The following is a 19,053-nucleotide window of genomic DNA, read 5'->3' as shown; positions in this document are numbered from 1 at the left end:
CAGATACACTGAAGAACCTGGACAACCGGCCGACACTTTTATAGCACTAAGCCACTGTGGTCTCTTGTAAGCACGGGCCGCATGATGCAACCTTGCCATACGCGAAAGTGGGGTTTACCCCTGTCGCGACTAGTATTCCGGAAGCGAGTTTGTTCATGAAAAGCCAAACCGATGCTGCCGGTAGATCCGCAGCCGAGGTAGTGACGCAATTGCCAGTGCCCTCGCGCCTGGGCATGCTGCGTTTCGAGCGGCTGAATGAAGCCAATTGGGCGCTATTGTTTCTCGATCCAAATTGCGAAAGGCAGTTCGGACTGGCAGCCGTTGACCTTTGCGCCTTGATTGGATCCCCTTATGCCAGCCTCATGGAGCCGGAAGCTCGTTATCAACTGCACGATGACATCCAGCTGCAACTGGCCTCTTCCCCGAATTACCTGATTCGTTACACCCTTCACAGCCCCAAAGGCCCGCTTGGCCTGCTGGAAATCGGCGAAGCCTACAAACAGCACAACCGCCATCTGTTACGTGGTTATTTTCTGATCGTCGAAGGCCTTGTCACGACTGGCGAACCGGTCACGGACTCCGATCTGGAAACCCGCAACCTGCGATTGCAGATTGCCCTGGAACTCAACCAGCGCGCCCAGCGCGATCAGTTTGCCCATCTGGAGCGCGTGCGCGCCCAGCAGGATCTGATCCTGCGCCTGACCCGACATCGCTACACCACGGCCAATACCCTGCTCGAAGCGGCAGAGCTGATCACCAAAAGCGCCTGTGATATCTACGATGTCGATCATGTCAGCATCTGGAACCTCAACGACAAGCGCCTGGAGCCGATCACCGACTACAGCCGTGAAACCGGCGACTATCAGTCACGCACGCCGGTGGATATCAGCCCCTACCCTACCTATCTGCAAGCGCTGAATACCAGCAGGGCGATCGACGCCAGCAATATCCAGACTGACCCGCGCACCTGCGAAATGGCCAAAAGCCTGAATCCTGGAGAAACCAGGGCGGTGCTCGATGCCAGTATTCGTATCGATGGGCAGGTGATCGGCGTGCTGTGCCTGGAAGAGTCCGGCTCGACGCGCGAATGGCAGTCCGACGAGATCGCCTTCGCCGGCGAGCTGGCGGACCAGTTTGCCCAGGTCATCAACAACCATAACCGTCGGGCTGCGACCAACGCACTGCACCTGTTCCAGCGCGCGGTCGAACAAAGCGCCAACGCCTTTCTGCTGGTCAACTGCAACGGTGTGGTCGAATACGTAAACCCGAGTTTCACGGCGATCACCCAGTACAGCTCGGAGGAAGTCTCCGGGCACAAGCTGTCGGAATTGCCCGCGCTGGAAAACCTCAACCAGTTGCTGCTGGAAGCCAACTCCAGCCTGACCAACAGCAACAGCTGGCAGGGCGAGTTCAAAAGCCGGCGCAAGAACCTCGAACCCTATTGGGGCCAGCTGTCGATTTCCAAGGTGTACGGCGACAACCGCGAGTTGACGCACTATATCGGCATCTACGAAGACATCACCCAGAGCAAGCTGGCCCAGCAGCGCATCGAGCGCCTGGCGTACACCGACAACCTGACCAACCTGGGCAACCGTCCGGCCTTTATCCGCAATCTGGACGAACGCTTTGCCCGCGACACCGATACGCCGATGAGCCTGTTGCTGGTCGACATCGATAACTTCAAGCGCATCAACGACAGCCTTGGCCACCAGACTGGTGACAAACTGCTGATCAGCCTGGCGCGGCGCCTGCGCAATACCTTGAGCCCGTCCGACATACTGGCGCGCTTTGCCAGTAACGAATTTGCCGTGCTGATCGACAACACCGATCAGGAAGCCGGGCACGCCACCGCCACCCAGGTGCTGGCCACGCTGGACAAGCCGATGTTCGTCGACAATCAGCTGATCAGCGTCACCGGCTCGGTGGGCCTCGCCTGCGCGCCACTGCACGGTCGTGACCCGCAGACCCTGATGAAAAACGCCGGTCTGGCCCTGCACAAGGCCAAAGCCAATGGCAAACATCAGGTTCAGGTGTTTACCGAAGCATTGAATGCCGAGGCCAGCTACAAGCTGTTCGTGGAAAACAACCTGCGCCGCGCCCTGACCCAGAACGAGCTGGAGGTGTTCTATCAGCCCAAGCTGTGCCTGCTGACCGGTCGCCTGCTGGGCATGGAGGCGCTGTTGCGCTGGAATCATCCTGAAAAAGGCATGATCCGACCGGACCAGTTCATCAGCGTGGCCGAAGAGACCGGCCTGATCATCCCCATCGGTAAATGGGTCGCGCGTCAGTCCTGTCGCATGAGCAAGGACCTGACCGCCGCCGGGTTCGGCAACCTGCAAGTGGCCATCAATGTATCGCCCAAGCAGTTTTCCGACCCGGAACTGGTGTCATCGATTGCCGCCATCCTCAAAGAGGAAGAGCTTGACCCCTCGTTGCTGGAACTGGAGCTGACCGAAGGCCTGCTACTGGAAGCGACAGAAGATACCCGCCAACAACTCGACTCGTTGAAAAAACTCGGCCTGTCGCTGGCCATGGACGACTTCGGCACCGGTTACTCGTCGTTCAGTTACCTGAAGAAATTTCCCATCGATGTGATCAAGATCGATCGCAGCTTCATCCGCGATATTCCGGATGATGAAGACGACATGGAAATCACCTCCGCGGTCATCGCCATGGCTCACAACCTCAAGCTAAAAGTGGTCGCCGAAGGCATTGAAACTGCGGCTCAGCTGGCTTTCCTGCGACGCCATCGCTGCGATGTCGGCCAGGGCTATCTGTTCGACAGGCCTATCCCAGGCCAAGAGCTGATCGAGAAACTGAAGCGCTACCCTCGTCGCCCATCCGCCTGACAACCTTCCCAGCACCCCGCTCTCTCGGGCACACTGTCAGTCTGTTATTACACGGCAGCATTTGTTTCTGCGTGTAACGGGACCTATGTAATTGCATTCATCCGTCCTGGCCCCTGCTGCCTGTCTCTAAACGAGAGGATATGGTTCATGACTTTGCGCTCGGAAATTCTAGTGAACAAAAATGTACTGCCTACCGCCGAACAAGCATTGCCGGGTCGTGAAACACCTATGGCGCTTCCGGAATTTCATTTCGTCAACGGCAATCCGCTGCTGGGGCCGTTTTCGAGCAATGTCGAATTCGCCATCTTCGGCATGGGTTGCTTCTGGGGCGCAGAACGCCGTCTGTGGCAACAGGAAGGTGTGGTGAGCACTGTCGCCGGCTACGCAGGCGGATTTACCCCGAACCCGACCTACGAAGAAGTCTGCTCCGGGCTGACCGGCCACACCGAGGTGGTGCTGGTAGTCTACGAGCCAGCAAAAATCAGCTACGAAGAACTGCTCAAGGTGTTCTGGGAAGTGCACAACCCGACTCAGGGCATGCGCCAGGGCAACGACATCGGCACTCAGTATCGCTCGGTGATCTACTGCACGACGCCCGAACAGCTCGACGCTGCCAAAGCCAGTGCCGAAACGTTCCAGGCGCAATTGAACAAAGCCGGCAAGGGCACCATCACCACCGAAATCGAGCAGGCACCGACGGTTTACTTTGCCGAGGCCTACCACCAGCAATACCTGGCCAAGAACCCACAGGGCTACTGCGGGCTGGGCGGCACGGGCGTGTGCATGCCGGCTTGATTCGCGCCTAGCGGCCCGAAAACAGCGTTTTTCAGGCTTCTGCCCGCAGGGCGTAGGAGCGAACTTGTTCGCGAAGATAGTAGTTCAGGTGACGCATTTTCGCCGAATATACTGGCCCTTTCGCGAACAAGTTCGCTCCTACGACCTACGGTCAGAATCGAAAGCGGGCTTATGTATAACGCTGAGCTCTGCGTGGGAATGCAGTTCTGGACGCTCTGCGTCCGCTAGGCAGCGCAACTCGGCCTGGCTATGAACACGCCTACTCGGCAATCAACCAGTCCATCTTCCAGCCGCCCTGGGTCTGGCCCAGTTTCTGGGCGAGGTACGGCATCAATTCGCGCAGTTCTTCTTCCAGGCCCCATGGCGGGTTGGCGATGGCCAGGCCTGAACCGTTGAGGCTGGCCGGGGTGTCCAGCGGGTGGACGAACAGTTCGACGCGCAGCAGCTTGGGCGCGCCGGTTTCTGCCAGGTCCTGATAGAAGCGGCGCAGCAGGCGGGTATCCTTGATCGGATACCAGATCGCCGCCACTGTCTGACGCATGCGGCCGATGGCTTCCTGGAGCGCGACCGCGCAACGCTTCATTTCATCGAGCTGCTCGAATGGCGGGTCGATGAGCATCACGGCGCGCTTTTCGGCCACGGGCAGCAAGGCGCGCGGGACATGCCAGCCTTCCCCGAGATGCACCGCCACGCGGCGGTCGCCCTTCATGTTCTCCTTGAGCAGACGCCCGTCTTCGGGATGCTTCTCGTTGAGCAGCACACGCTCGCGCTCACGGGTCAGGCGGCGAGCCAGTTCCGGCGAACCGGGGTAGTAGCGCAGCTCGCCATCCGGGTTCATGTCGTGCAGCACTTGCAGATAGTCGGACGCCAGCGCAGGCAGGTCGGTGGCGTTCCACAGACGGCCGATACCTTCCAGCCATTCTCCGGTGCGCGTGGCCTGATCGCCTTTGAGGTCGTACAGGCCGAGCCCGGCGTGGGTGTCGAGATAGGCGAACGGCTGCTCCTTGCGCGCCATGAGGGCGATCAGGCGAGTCAGGGTCAGGTGTTTGAAGACGTCGGCGTGGTTGCCGGCATGGTAGGCGTGACGGTAATTCATGGCAGCTCCTGGCAAGCTGCGCAGTTTAGCAAACCTGAGCAATGAACAAGAATTTGTAACGAATTTGCGGGACTCGTCTCTTTCGCTTGAAGGAAATTTCCGAGAAACTCCCGGCCCCTTGTGCCTGCCTGTTTCGATCTCTACTCTGCGCCCGTCGCTGCATATTCAGCGGTGAGGATTAGTAGCCCTCGTTATCCAGGCGCATTGCGCCACCTTGTGCAGGTGCCCTTTCACGGCCTGCGCTTTTATGGTGGTCGTGCGTGGGGCATCTTTGGATGCACCGGGGTTCCTGGACCGGGCTACTACCTGCGCATGATCACCACCCTCGATTAGTAGCCGACGGTGATGGTCTTCTAAAACTTCAGGAGATACATCACATGCTAAAAATCGTCCCCGATCCGCCCCTCTTCACCGCCAACCCCAACGTCAGCCATGAAGACGCCCTGATGCATGCCAGCGACCTGCTGCGCTGCGCCGCCACCAGCGCCTGTGAATTCAGCGACAGCATGACCGGCACCCAGCGCGACATGACGCTGTCGATCATGCACCTGGTGGAAATGGCCAAGGTCATGGTCGACAGAACCATAGACAACCTGCAAGCCGAATGACCCCATGAACTGAAAACGACGCACTTGTAGCCAATCCTGCCACTCACGACAGGCAGGGGTTGCCCGCAGGCGGTTGTCCTTCCAGAATCGGAAAAAGCCCGTTCAAAGGAACAGACGTCATGATGCACGCGGATTTGATTGACCAGGAAGACCTGCTCGGCCAGCTCAGAGCCCTGGGCTTCGAAGCACCCGGCGGCGCAACCGCTGAACAAGCCTGCGCAAACGCCGTCTGCGGCCTCAACGCCGAACGCGCGACCGCCTTGCGGCGCCTGGTAGAACAACTCCTCACCGGCAGCGCCACCCTCCTCCCCGCCGTCCGCCAGGCCATCGACCGGCAACTGCTGCCCGCGCTGGCGGCTTACAAGCAGAGTCACAGTGGATCTTAGCCGGTAGGCGCCCTCAAGAACGTCTATCGTACCCATGCTCCGCGTGGGTATGCCTTTCCGGACGCTCTGCGTCCTGCCTTGAGCGTGTAGCGCGTCACATAGCGTCAGGCGTGCTCAATACTCAATCCGCACATCACCCTTCGGCACGCTGCAGCAGGACAGGATGTATCCCTCTGCAACATCCTCGTCGGTGATGCCGCCGTTGTGCTCCATCTCGACTTCACCGCTCAGCTTCATAACCTTGCAGGTCCCGCAGATGCCCATCCCGCAGGCCTTGGGGATCATCAGGCCGAGTTTCGCGGCGGCGGCGTGCACGGTTTCGCCCGGTCCCACACGGATGCTCTTGCCGGTGTCGGTGAATTCCACCTGATGCAGGTCGGCGATATCGACGTCGGGCGCGTCGGCAGCGATTTCGGCCTGTTCGACGGCATCGGCCCTGGCCTCGGGCGGTGTCGCACCAAACGATTCTTCATGGTACTGCGCCATGTTGAAGCCGTTTTCCTGCAACAGACGCTTGACCGCGGTCATGTACGGTGTCGGCCCGCAGCAGAACACCTCGCGCTCTATGAAGTCCGGGGCCATCAGTTCAAGCATTTTCTGGTTCAGGTAACCGCGATAACCCGCCCACGGCTCGCCCAGCCCGTGTTTTTCACAGACCAGATGCAGGTTGAAGTTGTCGATCCGCGACGCCATGTGCTCCAGCTCGCGGTGGTAGATGATGTCCTTGGGCGAGCGGGCGCTGTGCACGAAGACCATGTCGACATTGGCGTTGGTGTCGTAGAACCAGCGCGCCATGGACATCACCGGCGTGATACCGACACCGCCGCTGAGGTAGAGAATCTTCGGGTTCGGGAAGTCGATGGCATTGAACAGCCCGACCGGCCCGTGTACCGCCAGCTCCTGCCCTTCAATCAGGGTGTCATGCAGGTAGTTGGAAACCCTGCCGCCCGGCACGCGCTTGACGGTGATCGAAAAACTGTACGGCACCGATGGCGAGCTGGAGATGGTGTAGGAACGCATGATCGGCAGGCCGTCGATCTCCAGCTCCAGGGTCACGAACTGGCCCGGCTTGAAGAAGAACATGATCGGCTGGTCGGCCATGAAGCAGAACGTGCGCACGTCCCAGGTTTCCTGGATGACTTTGACGACACGTACCAGGTGACGCCCGTTGGCCCATGTCTGGGTCGTGACCGGGCTCAGGAAACTTTGGGACATACTCGATCTCCACGGCCGACTGTCGGCCTCTCATGCTGCGGATTCTGCGTAACGCGCGAGGCGGCCATTTACCTATCAACGACATTCACGTACTTACCGCGACCAGCCCCGTCCAACAAGGCCTGTCGCGTCGGGAACGGATGCGGCCATGTCGCCCATGGATAAGGTTCGCTGAGCGCCCGGCTCCACACTCGCCACCAAGGGTCATAAGCATGATCGACTGATCTATCGTCATGCGTGAAACGCGATCACACCCGTATCAGCCATATTCGCAGGCCGCCCATGCCGCGGTCATGAGGGATTTAATCGATGGACGTCACCGCAACCTTGAGCCTGGGCGATCCGCTGGAACCTGCACGCAAGGCCACTGCCGAGATGCTGCAGAATCGCGAGCGCACGTACTCGCTGCCGCAGCCTTTCTACAGTGATGAGCGACTGTTTGAAATCGACATGCAGGAAATCTTTCACAAGGAGTGGCTGATTGCCGGGATGACGTGCGAAATCCCGACCAAGGGCAATTACCTGACGCTGCAGATCGGCAAGAACCCGATCCTGGTCGTGCGCGGCCCGGACGGTGCCGTCAACGCGTTCCACAATGTGTGCCGCCATCGCGGCTCGCGCCTGTGCACAGCCGAAAAAGGCAAGGTCGCCAAACTGGTTTGCCACTATCACCAGTGGACGTATGAGCTGGACGGTCGCCTGCTGTATGCCGGTACCGAGATGGGCGACGACTTCGACATGAAGCAGTTCGGCCTCAAACCGGTCCACGTCAAGACTGCGGGCGGCTACATTTTCATCAGCCTGGCAGAAAACCCGCCGGCCATCGACGAGTTCCTCTCGACGCTGCGCCACTACATGGAACCCTACGATATGGAGAACACCAAGGTGGCGGTGCAAACCACCTTGATGGAGAAGGCCAACTGGAAGCTGGTGCTGGAAAACAACCGCGAGTGCTACCACTGCAGTGGCTCGCACCCGGAATTGCTCAAGACGCTGCTGGAATGGGACGACGTCACCGATCCCCGCGCCGATCAGACCTTCAAGGATCATGTCGCCGCGTCCGCCGCTGCCTGGGACGCAGAGAAAATTCCCTACGCCCACGCCAGCTTCGGCCTGCGCAACCGTATCGTGCGCATGCCACTGCTTAAAGGCACAGTGTCGATGACCATGGACGGCAAGGTCGGCTGCAAGAAACTGATGGGCCGTATCCAGAACCCTGACCTGGGCTCGATGCGCATTCTGCATTTGCCGCACTCCTGGAACCACTGCATGGGCGATCACATCATCGTCTTCACGGTGTGGCCGATCAGCGCGCAGGAAACCATGGTCACCACCAAGTGGATTGTCCACAAGGATGCGGTCGAAGGCGTCGATTACGACGTCGAGCGTATGCGCCAGGTCTGGGACGCTACCAATGATCAGGACCGTCGTCTGGCCGAGGAAAACCAGCGAGGCATCAACTCCAGCGCCTATCAACCCGGCCCTTACTCGAAAACCTATGAGTTCGGCGTGGTCAACTTCGTCGACTGGTACAGCTCGCGCATGCTGGAAAACCTCGGCGCGGAGCCTGCACCGTATTTGAAGGGCGTGGCGGTCAATCACGAGTAGCGTTTACCCCGCCAACGCGATACGTCAGGGCTGACTCACTTCACGCACGAAGCGAGTCAGCCCTGAAGTATCGCCGACACAAAAGCCTTCCCGCCGATACCGTCATTTCTGACAGTTACGTGAAAAAACCTTTCGTGATCAACTCCCGTTGCAGTCAATCCAACGGACGGAGACACGAATCATGCTCAACCCAAAAATCATCACTCAATACAAAAACAAGAAGGTCGACGCCGCATCGACCATGACGGATATATCAGGGAAAAATATCCTCATGGGCTTCTGGCATAACTGGCCCTCGGAATCAGGTCAGGGCTACCAGCAGGGAATGTTTGCCGAAATGCCGCTGACAGGCATAGATAAGGCCTACAACGTCATTGCAGTGGCTTTCATGAAAGGCGCCGGCATACCGACCTTCAAGCCTTATAACCTGAGTGATGAGGCGTTTCGCGCTCAGGTAGCGGAACTGAATGCCCAGGGCCGGGCGGTGCTGATCTCGCTTGGCGGGGCTGATGCGCATATCGAGCTGCATGCCGGCCAGGAAGAAGCGCTGGCCTACGAGATTATCCGGCTGGTCGAAGTCTATGGCTTTGACGGCCTGGATATCGATCTCGAACAGGCCGCCATTACCTTTGCCGATAACCGCACCGTATTACCCGCCGCACTGAGAATGGTGCGCGAGCATTACGAGACCGAAGGCAAGCATTTCATTATCAGCATGGCTCCGGAGTTTCCTTATCTGCGATCGGCTGCCCGCGATACGCCACTGCTGAAAGAAATCACCACCTACTTTCCGTTTCTGAAAGAAGCCGTCGCCTTCCTCACGTCCTTCAGAAGTGGCGGCGCGTACCTCGCTTATATCGAGGCGCTTGAGGACCTCTATGACTTTATCGCCCCCCAATACTACAACCAGGGTGGCGACGGCATATGGGTCGACGAGCTCAACCTGTGGGTGACGCAAAACAATGATGCCCGCAAGAAGGAATTTCTCTATTACCTGACCGACAGCCTGATCCACGGCACGCGCGGCTTTACCAAAATCCCGGCGAACCGGCTTGCGATCGGCTTGCCCACCAATAATGACGCCGCCGCGACAGGTTATGTGATCAACCCGGACGACGTGAAATACGCCCTGGACACCCTGCAGGCCGACGGCAACCCGATTCGCGGTCTGATGACCTGGTCGGTCAACTGGGACAATGGCACGCCCAAGGTTGGCGAAGCCTATAAATGGGAGTTTGCCAAACGCTACGGTTATCTCACCGGCGGCGAAACGCCCGTACCTGACAAGCCTTCAGTACCCACTGGCCTCAGGTCAACCGAACAAACCCCAACGTCGGTGAAACTCGTCTGGTCGCTGTCGGCAGGCCAGAACCCGGTACTGCGCTATGAACTGCGCCGCGACAACAGCGTGTCGTTATTTGCGGACAGCCCTTCGTATGAAGACACCGGCCTTCAGTCCGGTATCACTTACAGTTACCAGGTACGTGCCATTGATGTCATGGGCAACACCTCGGCATTCTCTCCAGCGATCAGCGTGAGTACCCAGGCAGGAGGCGGCGGTGCGGCGAACCCGACACCACCAGTCTTGAGCCTGGCAGGCGTCACCGATAGAAGTGTATCGCTGGAATGGACACAGTCCAGCAGCGAAGCTGGACTCCTCGAGTATCAAATTGCCCGGGATGGCTGGCCTTTTGTGAAGGTCCCTGCTGACCAACCACGCGTCTATACCGATGAGAACCTCACAGCGGGCAGAACGTATACCTACTTCGTTATTGCAAAAGATATACAGGGTAAGTGGTCGGAGATCAGCAACGAGCTGGAAGTCCCAACCGATCTGGAACCCTATAGACCTTCAGTGCCTGTCGACTTCAGGTCAACCGGGCGGACCACCACATCGATAACGCTGGACTGGAGTGTTTCGACGGATGCCAGCGGTCCGTTTGACTATGAGCTGTTCCGCGAGGGTGTTTCGATAGGCAAGGGCAAGGTTCCTCCCTTCACCGACGAAGGCCTTCTGCAAAGCCGCCTTTATGGTTATCACATCATCGCGACCGACAGTCTGGGCAACAGCTCAGGACTCTCTGAAGAACTTCTGGCCACTACAGAATCCGAGGCGTCCAATGATCGACCTGCGCCACCCGGCAACTTGCGTCAGACAGGTGCGACCCCCACCAGTGTTTCACTGGCATGGGATGCACCTACCGGGGGTACTGCCGTTGACGTCTACCATATCTACAGTTTCGACGCGCCTACTGTGACCGTCGACTCAACCGTACTGACTTATACCGTCAGAGGCCTGACCCCAAGCAAGACCTATCAGTATCTGGTCGGCGCACGCGATAAAGATTCAGAACTGTCCGGGCCCAGCAACGTTGTGCAGGCCTCGACCAGCGCCGCATTGCTTGAATGGAAAACAAATACTGACTACGTGAAGGGGGATAAGGTGATGTATGCCGGTGCCTCTTACATCTGCCTCAATCCTCACCATTCACAAACAGACTGGTACCCAGGCGGTGCGCCGACGCTATGGGCACCCTGGACCGAGCAAGCAGGCGGCAGAGGTTTCCGCGACTGGCCGAAAGAATGGCAGTGAACCTCGCGAGTACCTGCCCTGGCTCATAAACAGACGGTGACGGTGTAATGACTGAACGACTTATCCACAGCGCCCAAAAAGCGTTTATGGATAAGTCGTTTTTTCGTAGGCTCGGAAATAGCTCGGGCAACAACGACTTACCGTGGAACACCTCAATCACAAAGCCTGTATGTTTTTTAACCAACTCTCTGCAGAGCTTAATTTCATTGGGCTACAGACGAGCACGAACACCTTATCCACAGAAGCGCCAACAGACTTTGGGTACAACTTGGTCCAGATAACCCATCCGCTGTGGACAACGTCTGAAATGGCCAAAAAAACCTCGCCGTCAGGATGATTTCGCGCGCAACCTACCATCCTGATCATTTTTTGAACAACAGCTCAAGACCCTTTAAATATATGGCCTGCAGACAACCACAAACAAGTTGTCCACAGTCACACCAACAGAGATTGTGGGCAAAGTGAGTGACTGACAGGTAGCGCCTGAATGCTTATCCACAAAAAGCCCAATGGAAATAACCACTTAGATTGATCAATTTTTGATCGCTACGTCACACGCCACGTCCAGCAAGAGCTTCAGCGATTAACGAACACTTTATCCACAGGCACGCGCACAGGGATTGTGTGTAAGTCCATCACGGCTGCCACGTCCACCTATCAGTTTTGCGAGTATCTCGACGCGTGGCACGCGCATAGGCTCTTTTCAGCGCTCCTTGATTAATCAAAGAGGCAATTCCGAGCCACTGTGAATGGACGCACCGGTGCCATGAAAAAATACCAAAGGACTGTATTGTCAGTGGCGTTCATCACAGGCCTGCTATTGGCCTGGCTCGTCAGTGCGGCTCCAGACCAGGGACCTTCTTCTCTGCCAGCGCCAGCGGTGTCGATTGCGCAAGTGTCGACCGTCAGCAGGGAAGTGAATGCGGGCACCTTCGAACAACCACGACTGGCCGGAGAACCCGCTTTCGAGGGAGCCGTGTTCTCCGCCCACACGGGCCAGTCCGTCGCGTTCTACATCGCAGCCTTCGACAGCCAGCCTGATCAGCTCGATCCAGCCCTTCCCGACACACCCCATTCGACGGACTTCTGGACCTACGCCGGCCAGCATTCAGGTCTGGGACCTGACCTTAAGCCATTCGACGAGCCAACCCGCGAGGGGGCGCTGCACCTGGCGATGATCGAAGGCAAAAACGCCTTGCTGAGCTCGAAAATCACCGGCATGCCCGGTCCGCAAACGCCCTATCCAACCACAGCGCAAAGCAATGACTTCTGGGACTTCATCGGCTTTTTTGACAAGCCCGGTACACCTGAAGCGATGAAAACCGATCAGGATCTGGTCTGGCCTGGCGTCTTCGTCTATTTCGAGCAGACCAAGGCCGTTTATCTGGCGCAGCACACCGGACGCCCAAGCGTCGATGCATGGCCTGCACCCGGCACAGAGCGCGGCGCCGGGTACTGGACGTTTGCGGGGACGCTGTCAGGCATTCAGACCTCCCTCCCCAAACCCTGGACCGACCTGAGCACGTCGAAAGGCTCTTATTATCGCAACCCGCTGACGCCGCTACGCAGTGACTACTACGCCTCCACCTTTATCGGATTCGCGCCCCTTCTGAATGCACAATTCCCGAGCGGCGCGCAGAGCAATCAGTACTGGGATTATCGCGGCGTCCATGAAGGCTCATACACCGACCAGAAAGCCTTCGGAGAAAACACCGCGCTCGAAAAACTGCATCGCGCCAAACTGCAGGGCAAGTGGGTTTCGTTTGCGGCGCACTTCTCAGGGGCAGTTGAACAGCCTTACCCGACCTCGCCCACCAACACCACTTATTGGGGAGTGCGCCACATCACCCAGAATGCCGGAACCTGGCAGGACCCCAGGACTGACCTGGACACCGAGACGTGGGTCGGCGCTATCCATTCGGTACAGCAGGGCCAGGGAAAAGCGCTGTACCGTGCGCTGAAATCCTGGACCGCGCCGCCAACCGGCTGGGATTACAGCCAGACCGACGAGTTTGAGTTATTGGGGACCTCCCTCCATGCAGGAACAGTGGCCGCCCCCAAAACCCAACAGGAATTTACCTGGCCCGGCGCAGTGCACGAAACGCTGATCGACGACAACCCGGTGTATTTCGTCTCGCTGGCGGAAGGCTTTCCCTCCAAGCATGACTGGCCGCTACCAGCCACACCAGAAAGCAACGAGCACTGGTCGTATATTCCAGAGATACCACCGCTGGGTACCTTCGAAGCCCCGAGACGATTCGATGACTACAGCCAGGCAGGTTCGGTGTACGTGGATGGCACCGTTCCAGGCGCGCGCACGTTCTATGTTTCCAGCTACGAAGGCTATCCCGCCAACGATCTCGACAGCTTCTCGACGGTGGGCATCGTCGATCCTTATTGGGTCTACGCAGGCCGGCACGCAGGCACATGGAGCGACTTCAAGCCCTTCGATGACATCACCCGGATCGGCGCACTGCATGAAGCCTCGATCAAGGGGCAGCGTGTAGTGCTGCGCTCACTGTTCGACGGCATGCCCTCTACAGCGACGCCTTACCCAAGTGATCTTGCCAGTAACACCCACTGGGAATTCGTCACAGTGTTCAAACATGCCGGTACGGCAGACGACCTCAAAGGCCGTGATGACGCCACATGGCCAGGCGCACTGCACCTGGATGACGATCAGCACATCATTTTCGCGGCCCGGCAGCAGGCTCAACCGGTTGCAGGGGGATGGGTTTATCCGGTGGGTGAAACAAGCGATGAGCAGTGGAGCTACGTGACCTCACTCAACGGCGGCACTGCCGAAACGCCACGCGAACGTAACGACATCAACACCCCCGGCGCAATCTTTGCCGACCAGCTTGGCCTGACCCGTCAAAAACTTTTTCGCACCAGGTTTTCCGGATTTGCCCAGGATGTGGGTGCCGTCTATCCCTCAGGTGAAGAATCCAACACGTTCTATGAGTACGCCGGAGAACATGCCGGCACCTTCTCGGACCCAAAACCCTTCACCGATCCTACCTGGCCGGATGCGATACACGTGGCCACCATCAATGGCCAACGGGCGTTCCTCAAATCGAAGATGACCGGAAAGCCCACTTCGCAAACACCTTACCCGCAAGACCCCACAAGTACAGACTTCTGGGAGTTCATGTTTACCTCAGATCAGGCAGGCACTTACGCCGACCCCAAATCAATGAGCGGCGAGACCTGGATTGGCGCTGTTCACGAGTACAGCTCATCAGGCAGGCGTCAGCTTTACATCGCTCAGCAGTCGGGAAACCCGATCGCCGACAATTGGCCCCTCCCGACTTCGGGCGACACACAGTATTGGAAAGTGCTGGGCCTGGTCCGGCACAAAGGCACGTTTGCCGATCCGAAAGACTTCGATGAAATGACCAGCCAGGGACTGATTCACGCCACCATCGTTGAAGGGCAGCGCGTCTATTATCGCGCCCTCGCACGAGGTGTTCCTCAAGCCAATGACTGGAGTTACCCCGCGCCCGGAACCCACAACGAGCACTGGGAGTATCTGGGCACAAACCTTCCCATGGGCACCTGGGCCGATCCGAAAGGCGACTCCGGCTTTACCACGCCGGGCAGCATTCACGCGATGCAAGCCAGAGACCGTACTCTGTATCTGCTTTCCAAAGTCGATGGACTGCTTGCCGAGCACGACTGGCCGATTCCGCTGGTCGGAGAAAATGATTACTGGACAGTGGTCGGGGAATCCCGGCATTCGGGCGAGATCATCGACCCCAAGGATCAGCAGGAAGTGACCTGGACCGGGGCGATTCATATGCGCCAGGTCGACAACACCAGGCGTTATTACCGCTCGAAGATTACGGGCAATCTCGCGGTCATCGGCATCGATCACCCGCTGCCGCTGGAGGCAACCGACAACGCCTGGTGGGAGTTCGCGGGGCAGTCCTCTCACCAAGGCACACTGACTGATCCAGTGCAGACGGGGGAGATGATCAGGCCCGGAGACACTGTCAAGGTTATCCATACTGCGGACGAGTATTACCAGGCTCGCTTTGCCGGTGTTTTCAATACCGGGCATCCGCTGCCTGACTCACAGCAAAGCAATGACAACTGGTTTTATGTGGGTAAAAGTGCCTTTGCAGGCACCTTGCAATCGCCCAAGGACGCTTACGAAATCACCTGGCCCGGTGCGATTCACCGCTTTGAAGTTGATGGAAAGGCTTACTTCGCAAGGGCCCTCATCGATGGCGCTCCCGGCCAGGAAGGATGGCACTATCCGGCACCGCCTGACAGTAACGAGCAGTGGTCTTACCTGGACATGGGCATTCACGCGGGCAGTTGGCTCGATCCGAAACCTCAATCCGATGCGACCTGGCCAGGCGCGCTGCACGTGGTGAAGATCCCCACCGGCATCGGCGAAAGTTTCACCCGATGGTTCTACAGATCAAAAATCTGGGGGCATGTAGCGGATGATGAAGAGGGTTACGCGAACGAAAACAACTTTGATCGTGTGGGCTTTTCGATTTACCAGGGCACGCTGAACAGTCCCAAGCTTTTCGATCAGCCCACCTGGGTGGGCGCCATCCATCTGGACCGGGGAACGCAGTTTCTGTTTGAAGCCAGAAAATCCGGCGAAATGGGTATAGATGTAGGCGAGCGGCCAATGACGCCGACGGATAACGAATCCTGGCACTTCCTGGGTATCAGCAAGCACTTCGGCACCCAGAACGATCCCAAGGAATGGGATGAATACACCTGGCCCGGACGTCTGCATCGCTATGAGCATGACGGCAAAACACTCTATTTTCATGCACAGATGACAGGGACACCCTCAACCAACAACTGGTACTACCCGACCGATGAAAGCAGCACCGAGCAGTGGGCCTATTACGGTACAACATCCCATGCAGGCACTTTTGCCGACCCTCATATACCTGACGAAGTTACGTGGAGGGGAGCGATCCATCGCGTAGAAAAAGACGGCATACGGTTCTATTTCAAAGCCAGAAGCGCTGGCATACCCGAGCAGCAGAACTGGACCTACCCCACGGACGCGACGAACAATGAGCATTTCATCTACGTAGCGACCGAAAGACACGCCGGCACGCTCAGCGATCCCAAGGATGAGAAGGAGCCCGTCGTACCGGGCGATTATGTAAAAACACCCCATGAGGGCATTGATCTTTATTTCATCGCAAAAAACAGCGGCGTTCCTTCATTGAATGACTGGCCGTTCCCCTTCGACATGCGAGACACCGAAAACTGGGTTTTCTATGGCATCTCCAGAAACGCAGGCACCCTCGATGCCCCCAAGGAGTGGGACGAAGTCAGCTGGCGCGGCGCCGTGCATGTGCACAACGTCAGCGGGATGCGTTTATTGTTTAGCGTGAACTCCGACAAGGAGGGCATTCCAGAACAGGACAAGTGGACGCTGCCTCCGAACGCGCCACTGGATGCGGACGAAGAAAAGAAGCCTCCGGCTCTGGTCGAAAAGTCACCGGCCTGGAAGTTTCTTCAGGTCACGCACCTCAACGGAACACGCGAACAGCCCAAAAGCGTAGCTGACTGGACGCAGAACGGGCTCGTCCACCAGACCACCATCGACTATCAGCGCATGCTGTTCAGGTCGAAGTTCACAGGGAAGAACGACTACCCCAAGGGGCAGCCCGCAAAAGATGACCCCGTTGCCCCCAAGAGTTCTACATGGTGGGAGTTCTTCAGCAAGGGACGGGGCACCCTCCAAGTGCCCAATACCTGGAACGACTACGCCTACCCGGATGATATCTACAGCTACGACTACCAGGGCGAACGGTTGTTATTCCGCGCAGAAAAAGAGGGTCGTCCTTCTGAAAAAGGCTGGTACTTTCCGACCTCGGAATACAGCACGTCAGACTGGACATACCTCTACAAAAATGAAGGTAACTACGCCGATCCCAAAACGTGGAACGAATTTACGCGTGTGGGGGAAATCCATCGTTCCGATCACGACGGCCAGACGTGGTTCTTCAAAGCCTTGCAGGAGGGCAGCCCTGCCAGACACAACTGGTATTACCCTGCTGGTGCCGCAGACAATGGTTTCTGGACCTATGCCGGCAAGCATGCAGGCACCTGGCAGGACCCGAAGGAATGGAACGAGCCTACTTATCCTGGCGCCATTCACTCGCTGAATAACATCACTTTTTACCGTTCGAAATTTTCCGGTAACGCGGCGACGCACTATTGGTACTACCCGACCGCCGAAACAGAAAACGCCTACTGGATCAAGGTCAGCAAGGACGCTTATGCAGCGCCGGGCATCAATGATTTTACCAGGCCATTCGATCAGTACACATGGGTCACCGCGCACAACGCCTATCTGGACGCCATTACCCCGCAACTGGAGCGTGGGATCAGAGGGTTCATGCTGGATATCCACATGGATGTGGGCGATTACAACGGGCAAAAACGGGTTCGGGTATGCCATCTGCCGGCGATCGGTGCATGCTGGGCGGACGCGCCCTTGTTAAGCGACGTACTCAGAGAGTTTGTTGCCTATATGCAGAAAGACCGAAATGCCGTCATTTCCCTGCTGTTCGAATCGACGCTGAGCTCAGACGAACTGCGTCCGGTGCTGGAGCAAGTGCCGGAATTGGCAGATTACAGCCATGTGTCCAATGGATACAGCTGGCCAACGCTTAGGGAAATGATCGACAGTAACAAACGCCTCGTCATGTTATCGAACGGAGAAGTGGCCAAAAGGTACACGCTGGCCGGCAAGCAGGCCGAGGTTCTTTGGGCACCCGATACAGAAGTCGAGAACACCTATAACCTGGGTATAACGTCGCTGGTGCATGACTGGCAGTGCAAAAGCCGCTACGGTTACATGGACCTTTCGTTACGCACCCGGGACGGCGGCCTGCCGCGGTTATTTGTCCTCAATCAATTCCATTCCTGGGGCAGTACTACGCTGCATGCAGGGGACGTGGATAACAACCTGACCTGGTTGCAGCGCAGGGTAGAAAACCATTGCGGTGAAGCGACCGGTTGGCGCAAACCCAACTATCTGGGCATTGATTTCAACCAGGTGGGTGACGCACTGCCCTATGCCGCGACGCTTTCTCAAGGCGGTCTTTATTTCTACGAACGCAACAATGCCGATCGTGGAGGCGACGCCTCCTGCGTGTTGCCGGTCAATCAGAGCGGGGGCAGCAGCGGCGTTCAATATGATCTGAAGCTTGCCTCACGCGGGTGTGAGAACGACGAACTCAGGTCAATGGAACTTGAAGGTGTTCGAGCGGGCACGCGTATCGAACTGTACGACAACCCCAACGGTGACCGGCAAGATGACTTCACGATCATAGACGTCAAACAATCGGTCCCCATGGGCAAAAGGGTGCGAATCGATTCATTCGAGGGCACGACCGATACGTTCTATTACCGTAAGCTCGCCTCTCGCAATAACGGGCTCGACGGTAAGGTTTCACGAATAAGAGTGCTTAACAAGCCAGACGATAACGACATCAGCGACGCAAGCATTGTGTTTTATGAAGGCAATGGGGCCACACAGAATATTGTCTGCACGGTGCCCTTCAATGTGGACAGACAATTCAAAATGGGCAACGGCAACAACAGCTTTGGCTGCGACAACGATGAAATACGCTCAGCCAAAATACTCAAGGCGGGCAAGGGATCAGTGTTCTCGGTTACCGGCAGGCCGGACGGCGGCTTTGGTCAAGGTCGTACAGGCGTGACATTCAAACGGACCATTTTGTTACCCATCACGATTTCCAGTTTCAACCGCAGTTACGAAAACGCGGATGTCAAAGTCGAGGTCAGCAATGGCGGCGGTCTGGACGGGAGCATTTCCTATGCCTACTTCCGGCCGGCCTCCGAACAGAAAGGCAAACCGCCTATCAAAGAGGGCAGCACAGGACCCTAG

Annotated in this window: 9 protein-coding genes; 7 read left to right on the top strand and 2 right to left on the bottom strand. The window is 57.5% G+C overall.

Features of this window, described 5'->3' with window-relative positions:
* Nucleotides 1-155: 155 nt before the first annotated feature.
* Nucleotides 156-2,849, top strand: a complete 2,694-nt coding sequence (locus tag KBY02_RS23675; RefSeq protein ID WP_003402271.1) for a GGDEF and EAL domain-containing protein — start codon at nt 156-158, stop codon at nt 2,847-2,849.
* Nucleotides 2,850-2,996: 147 nt separating this feature from the next.
* A complete protein-coding gene (msrA, locus tag KBY02_RS23670; RefSeq protein WP_011269219.1) occupies nt 2,997-3,644 on the top strand; it encodes a peptide-methionine (S)-S-oxide reductase MsrA in 648 nt (215 codons plus the stop codon).
* 259 nt (nt 3,645-3,903) lie between these two features.
* Here msrA and KBY02_RS23665 read toward each other — a convergent pair whose 3' ends face one another.
* A complete protein-coding gene (locus KBY02_RS23665; RefSeq protein ID WP_003402281.1) occupies nt 3,904-4,740 on the bottom strand; it encodes a 23S rRNA (adenine(2030)-N(6))-methyltransferase RlmJ in 837 nt (278 codons plus the stop codon).
* Between the two features lie 377 nt (nt 4,741-5,117).
* On the opposite strand from KBY02_RS23665, the gene KBY02_RS23660 reads away from it, so the two are divergent.
* The gene (locus tag KBY02_RS23660; RefSeq protein ID WP_011269220.1) at nt 5,118-5,348 is read left to right on the top strand and encodes a DUF6124 family protein; all 231 of its coding nucleotides are present in this window, start codon (nt 5,118-5,120) and stop codon (nt 5,346-5,348) included.
* A gap of 119 nt (nt 5,349-5,467) precedes the next feature.
* Nucleotides 5,468-5,734: a hypothetical protein gene (locus KBY02_RS23655; protein ID WP_011269221.1), complete on the top strand. Its 267-nt coding sequence runs from the start codon at nt 5,468-5,470 to the stop codon at nt 5,732-5,734.
* A gap of 114 nt (nt 5,735-5,848) precedes the next feature.
* Here KBY02_RS23655 and gbcB read toward each other — a convergent pair whose 3' ends face one another.
* Nucleotides 5,849-6,949: a glycine-betaine demethylase subunit GbcB gene (gbcB, locus tag KBY02_RS23650; protein WP_024639825.1), complete on the bottom strand. Its 1,101-nt coding sequence runs from the start codon at nt 6,947-6,949 to the stop codon at nt 5,849-5,851.
* 309 nt (nt 6,950-7,258) lie between these two features.
* Here gbcB and gbcA point away from each other — a divergent pair, with 309 nt between their 5' ends.
* The 3 genes from gbcA to KBY02_RS23635 all read left to right on the top strand — a co-directional run bounded on the left by gbcA (nt 7,259) and on the right by KBY02_RS23635 (nt 19,053).
* Nucleotides 7,259-8,557, top strand: coding sequence for a glycine-betaine demethylase subunit GbcA (gene gbcA, locus KBY02_RS23645; protein ID WP_011269222.1), 1,299 nt, complete (start codon nt 7,259-7,261; stop codon nt 8,555-8,557).
* A 181-nt stretch (nt 8,558-8,738) separates the two neighbouring features.
* Nucleotides 8,739-11,150, top strand: a complete 2,412-nt coding sequence (locus KBY02_RS23640; RefSeq protein WP_225650795.1) for a fibronectin type III domain-containing protein — start codon at nt 8,739-8,741, stop codon at nt 11,148-11,150.
* A 766-nt stretch (nt 11,151-11,916) separates the two neighbouring features.
* Nucleotides 11,917-19,053: a PI-PLC domain-containing protein gene (locus KBY02_RS23635; RefSeq protein ID WP_225650794.1), complete on the top strand. Its 7,137-nt coding sequence runs from the start codon at nt 11,917-11,919 to the stop codon at nt 19,051-19,053.

It is taken from the genome of Pseudomonas sp. P129 (genome assembly GCF_020312195.1).
Taxonomy (GTDB): domain Bacteria; phylum Pseudomonadota; class Gammaproteobacteria; order Pseudomonadales; family Pseudomonadaceae; genus Aquipseudomonas; species Aquipseudomonas fragariae.
Note: the sequence above shows the minus strand (reverse complement) of the source record. Positions and strands in the feature narration are given on the sequence as shown.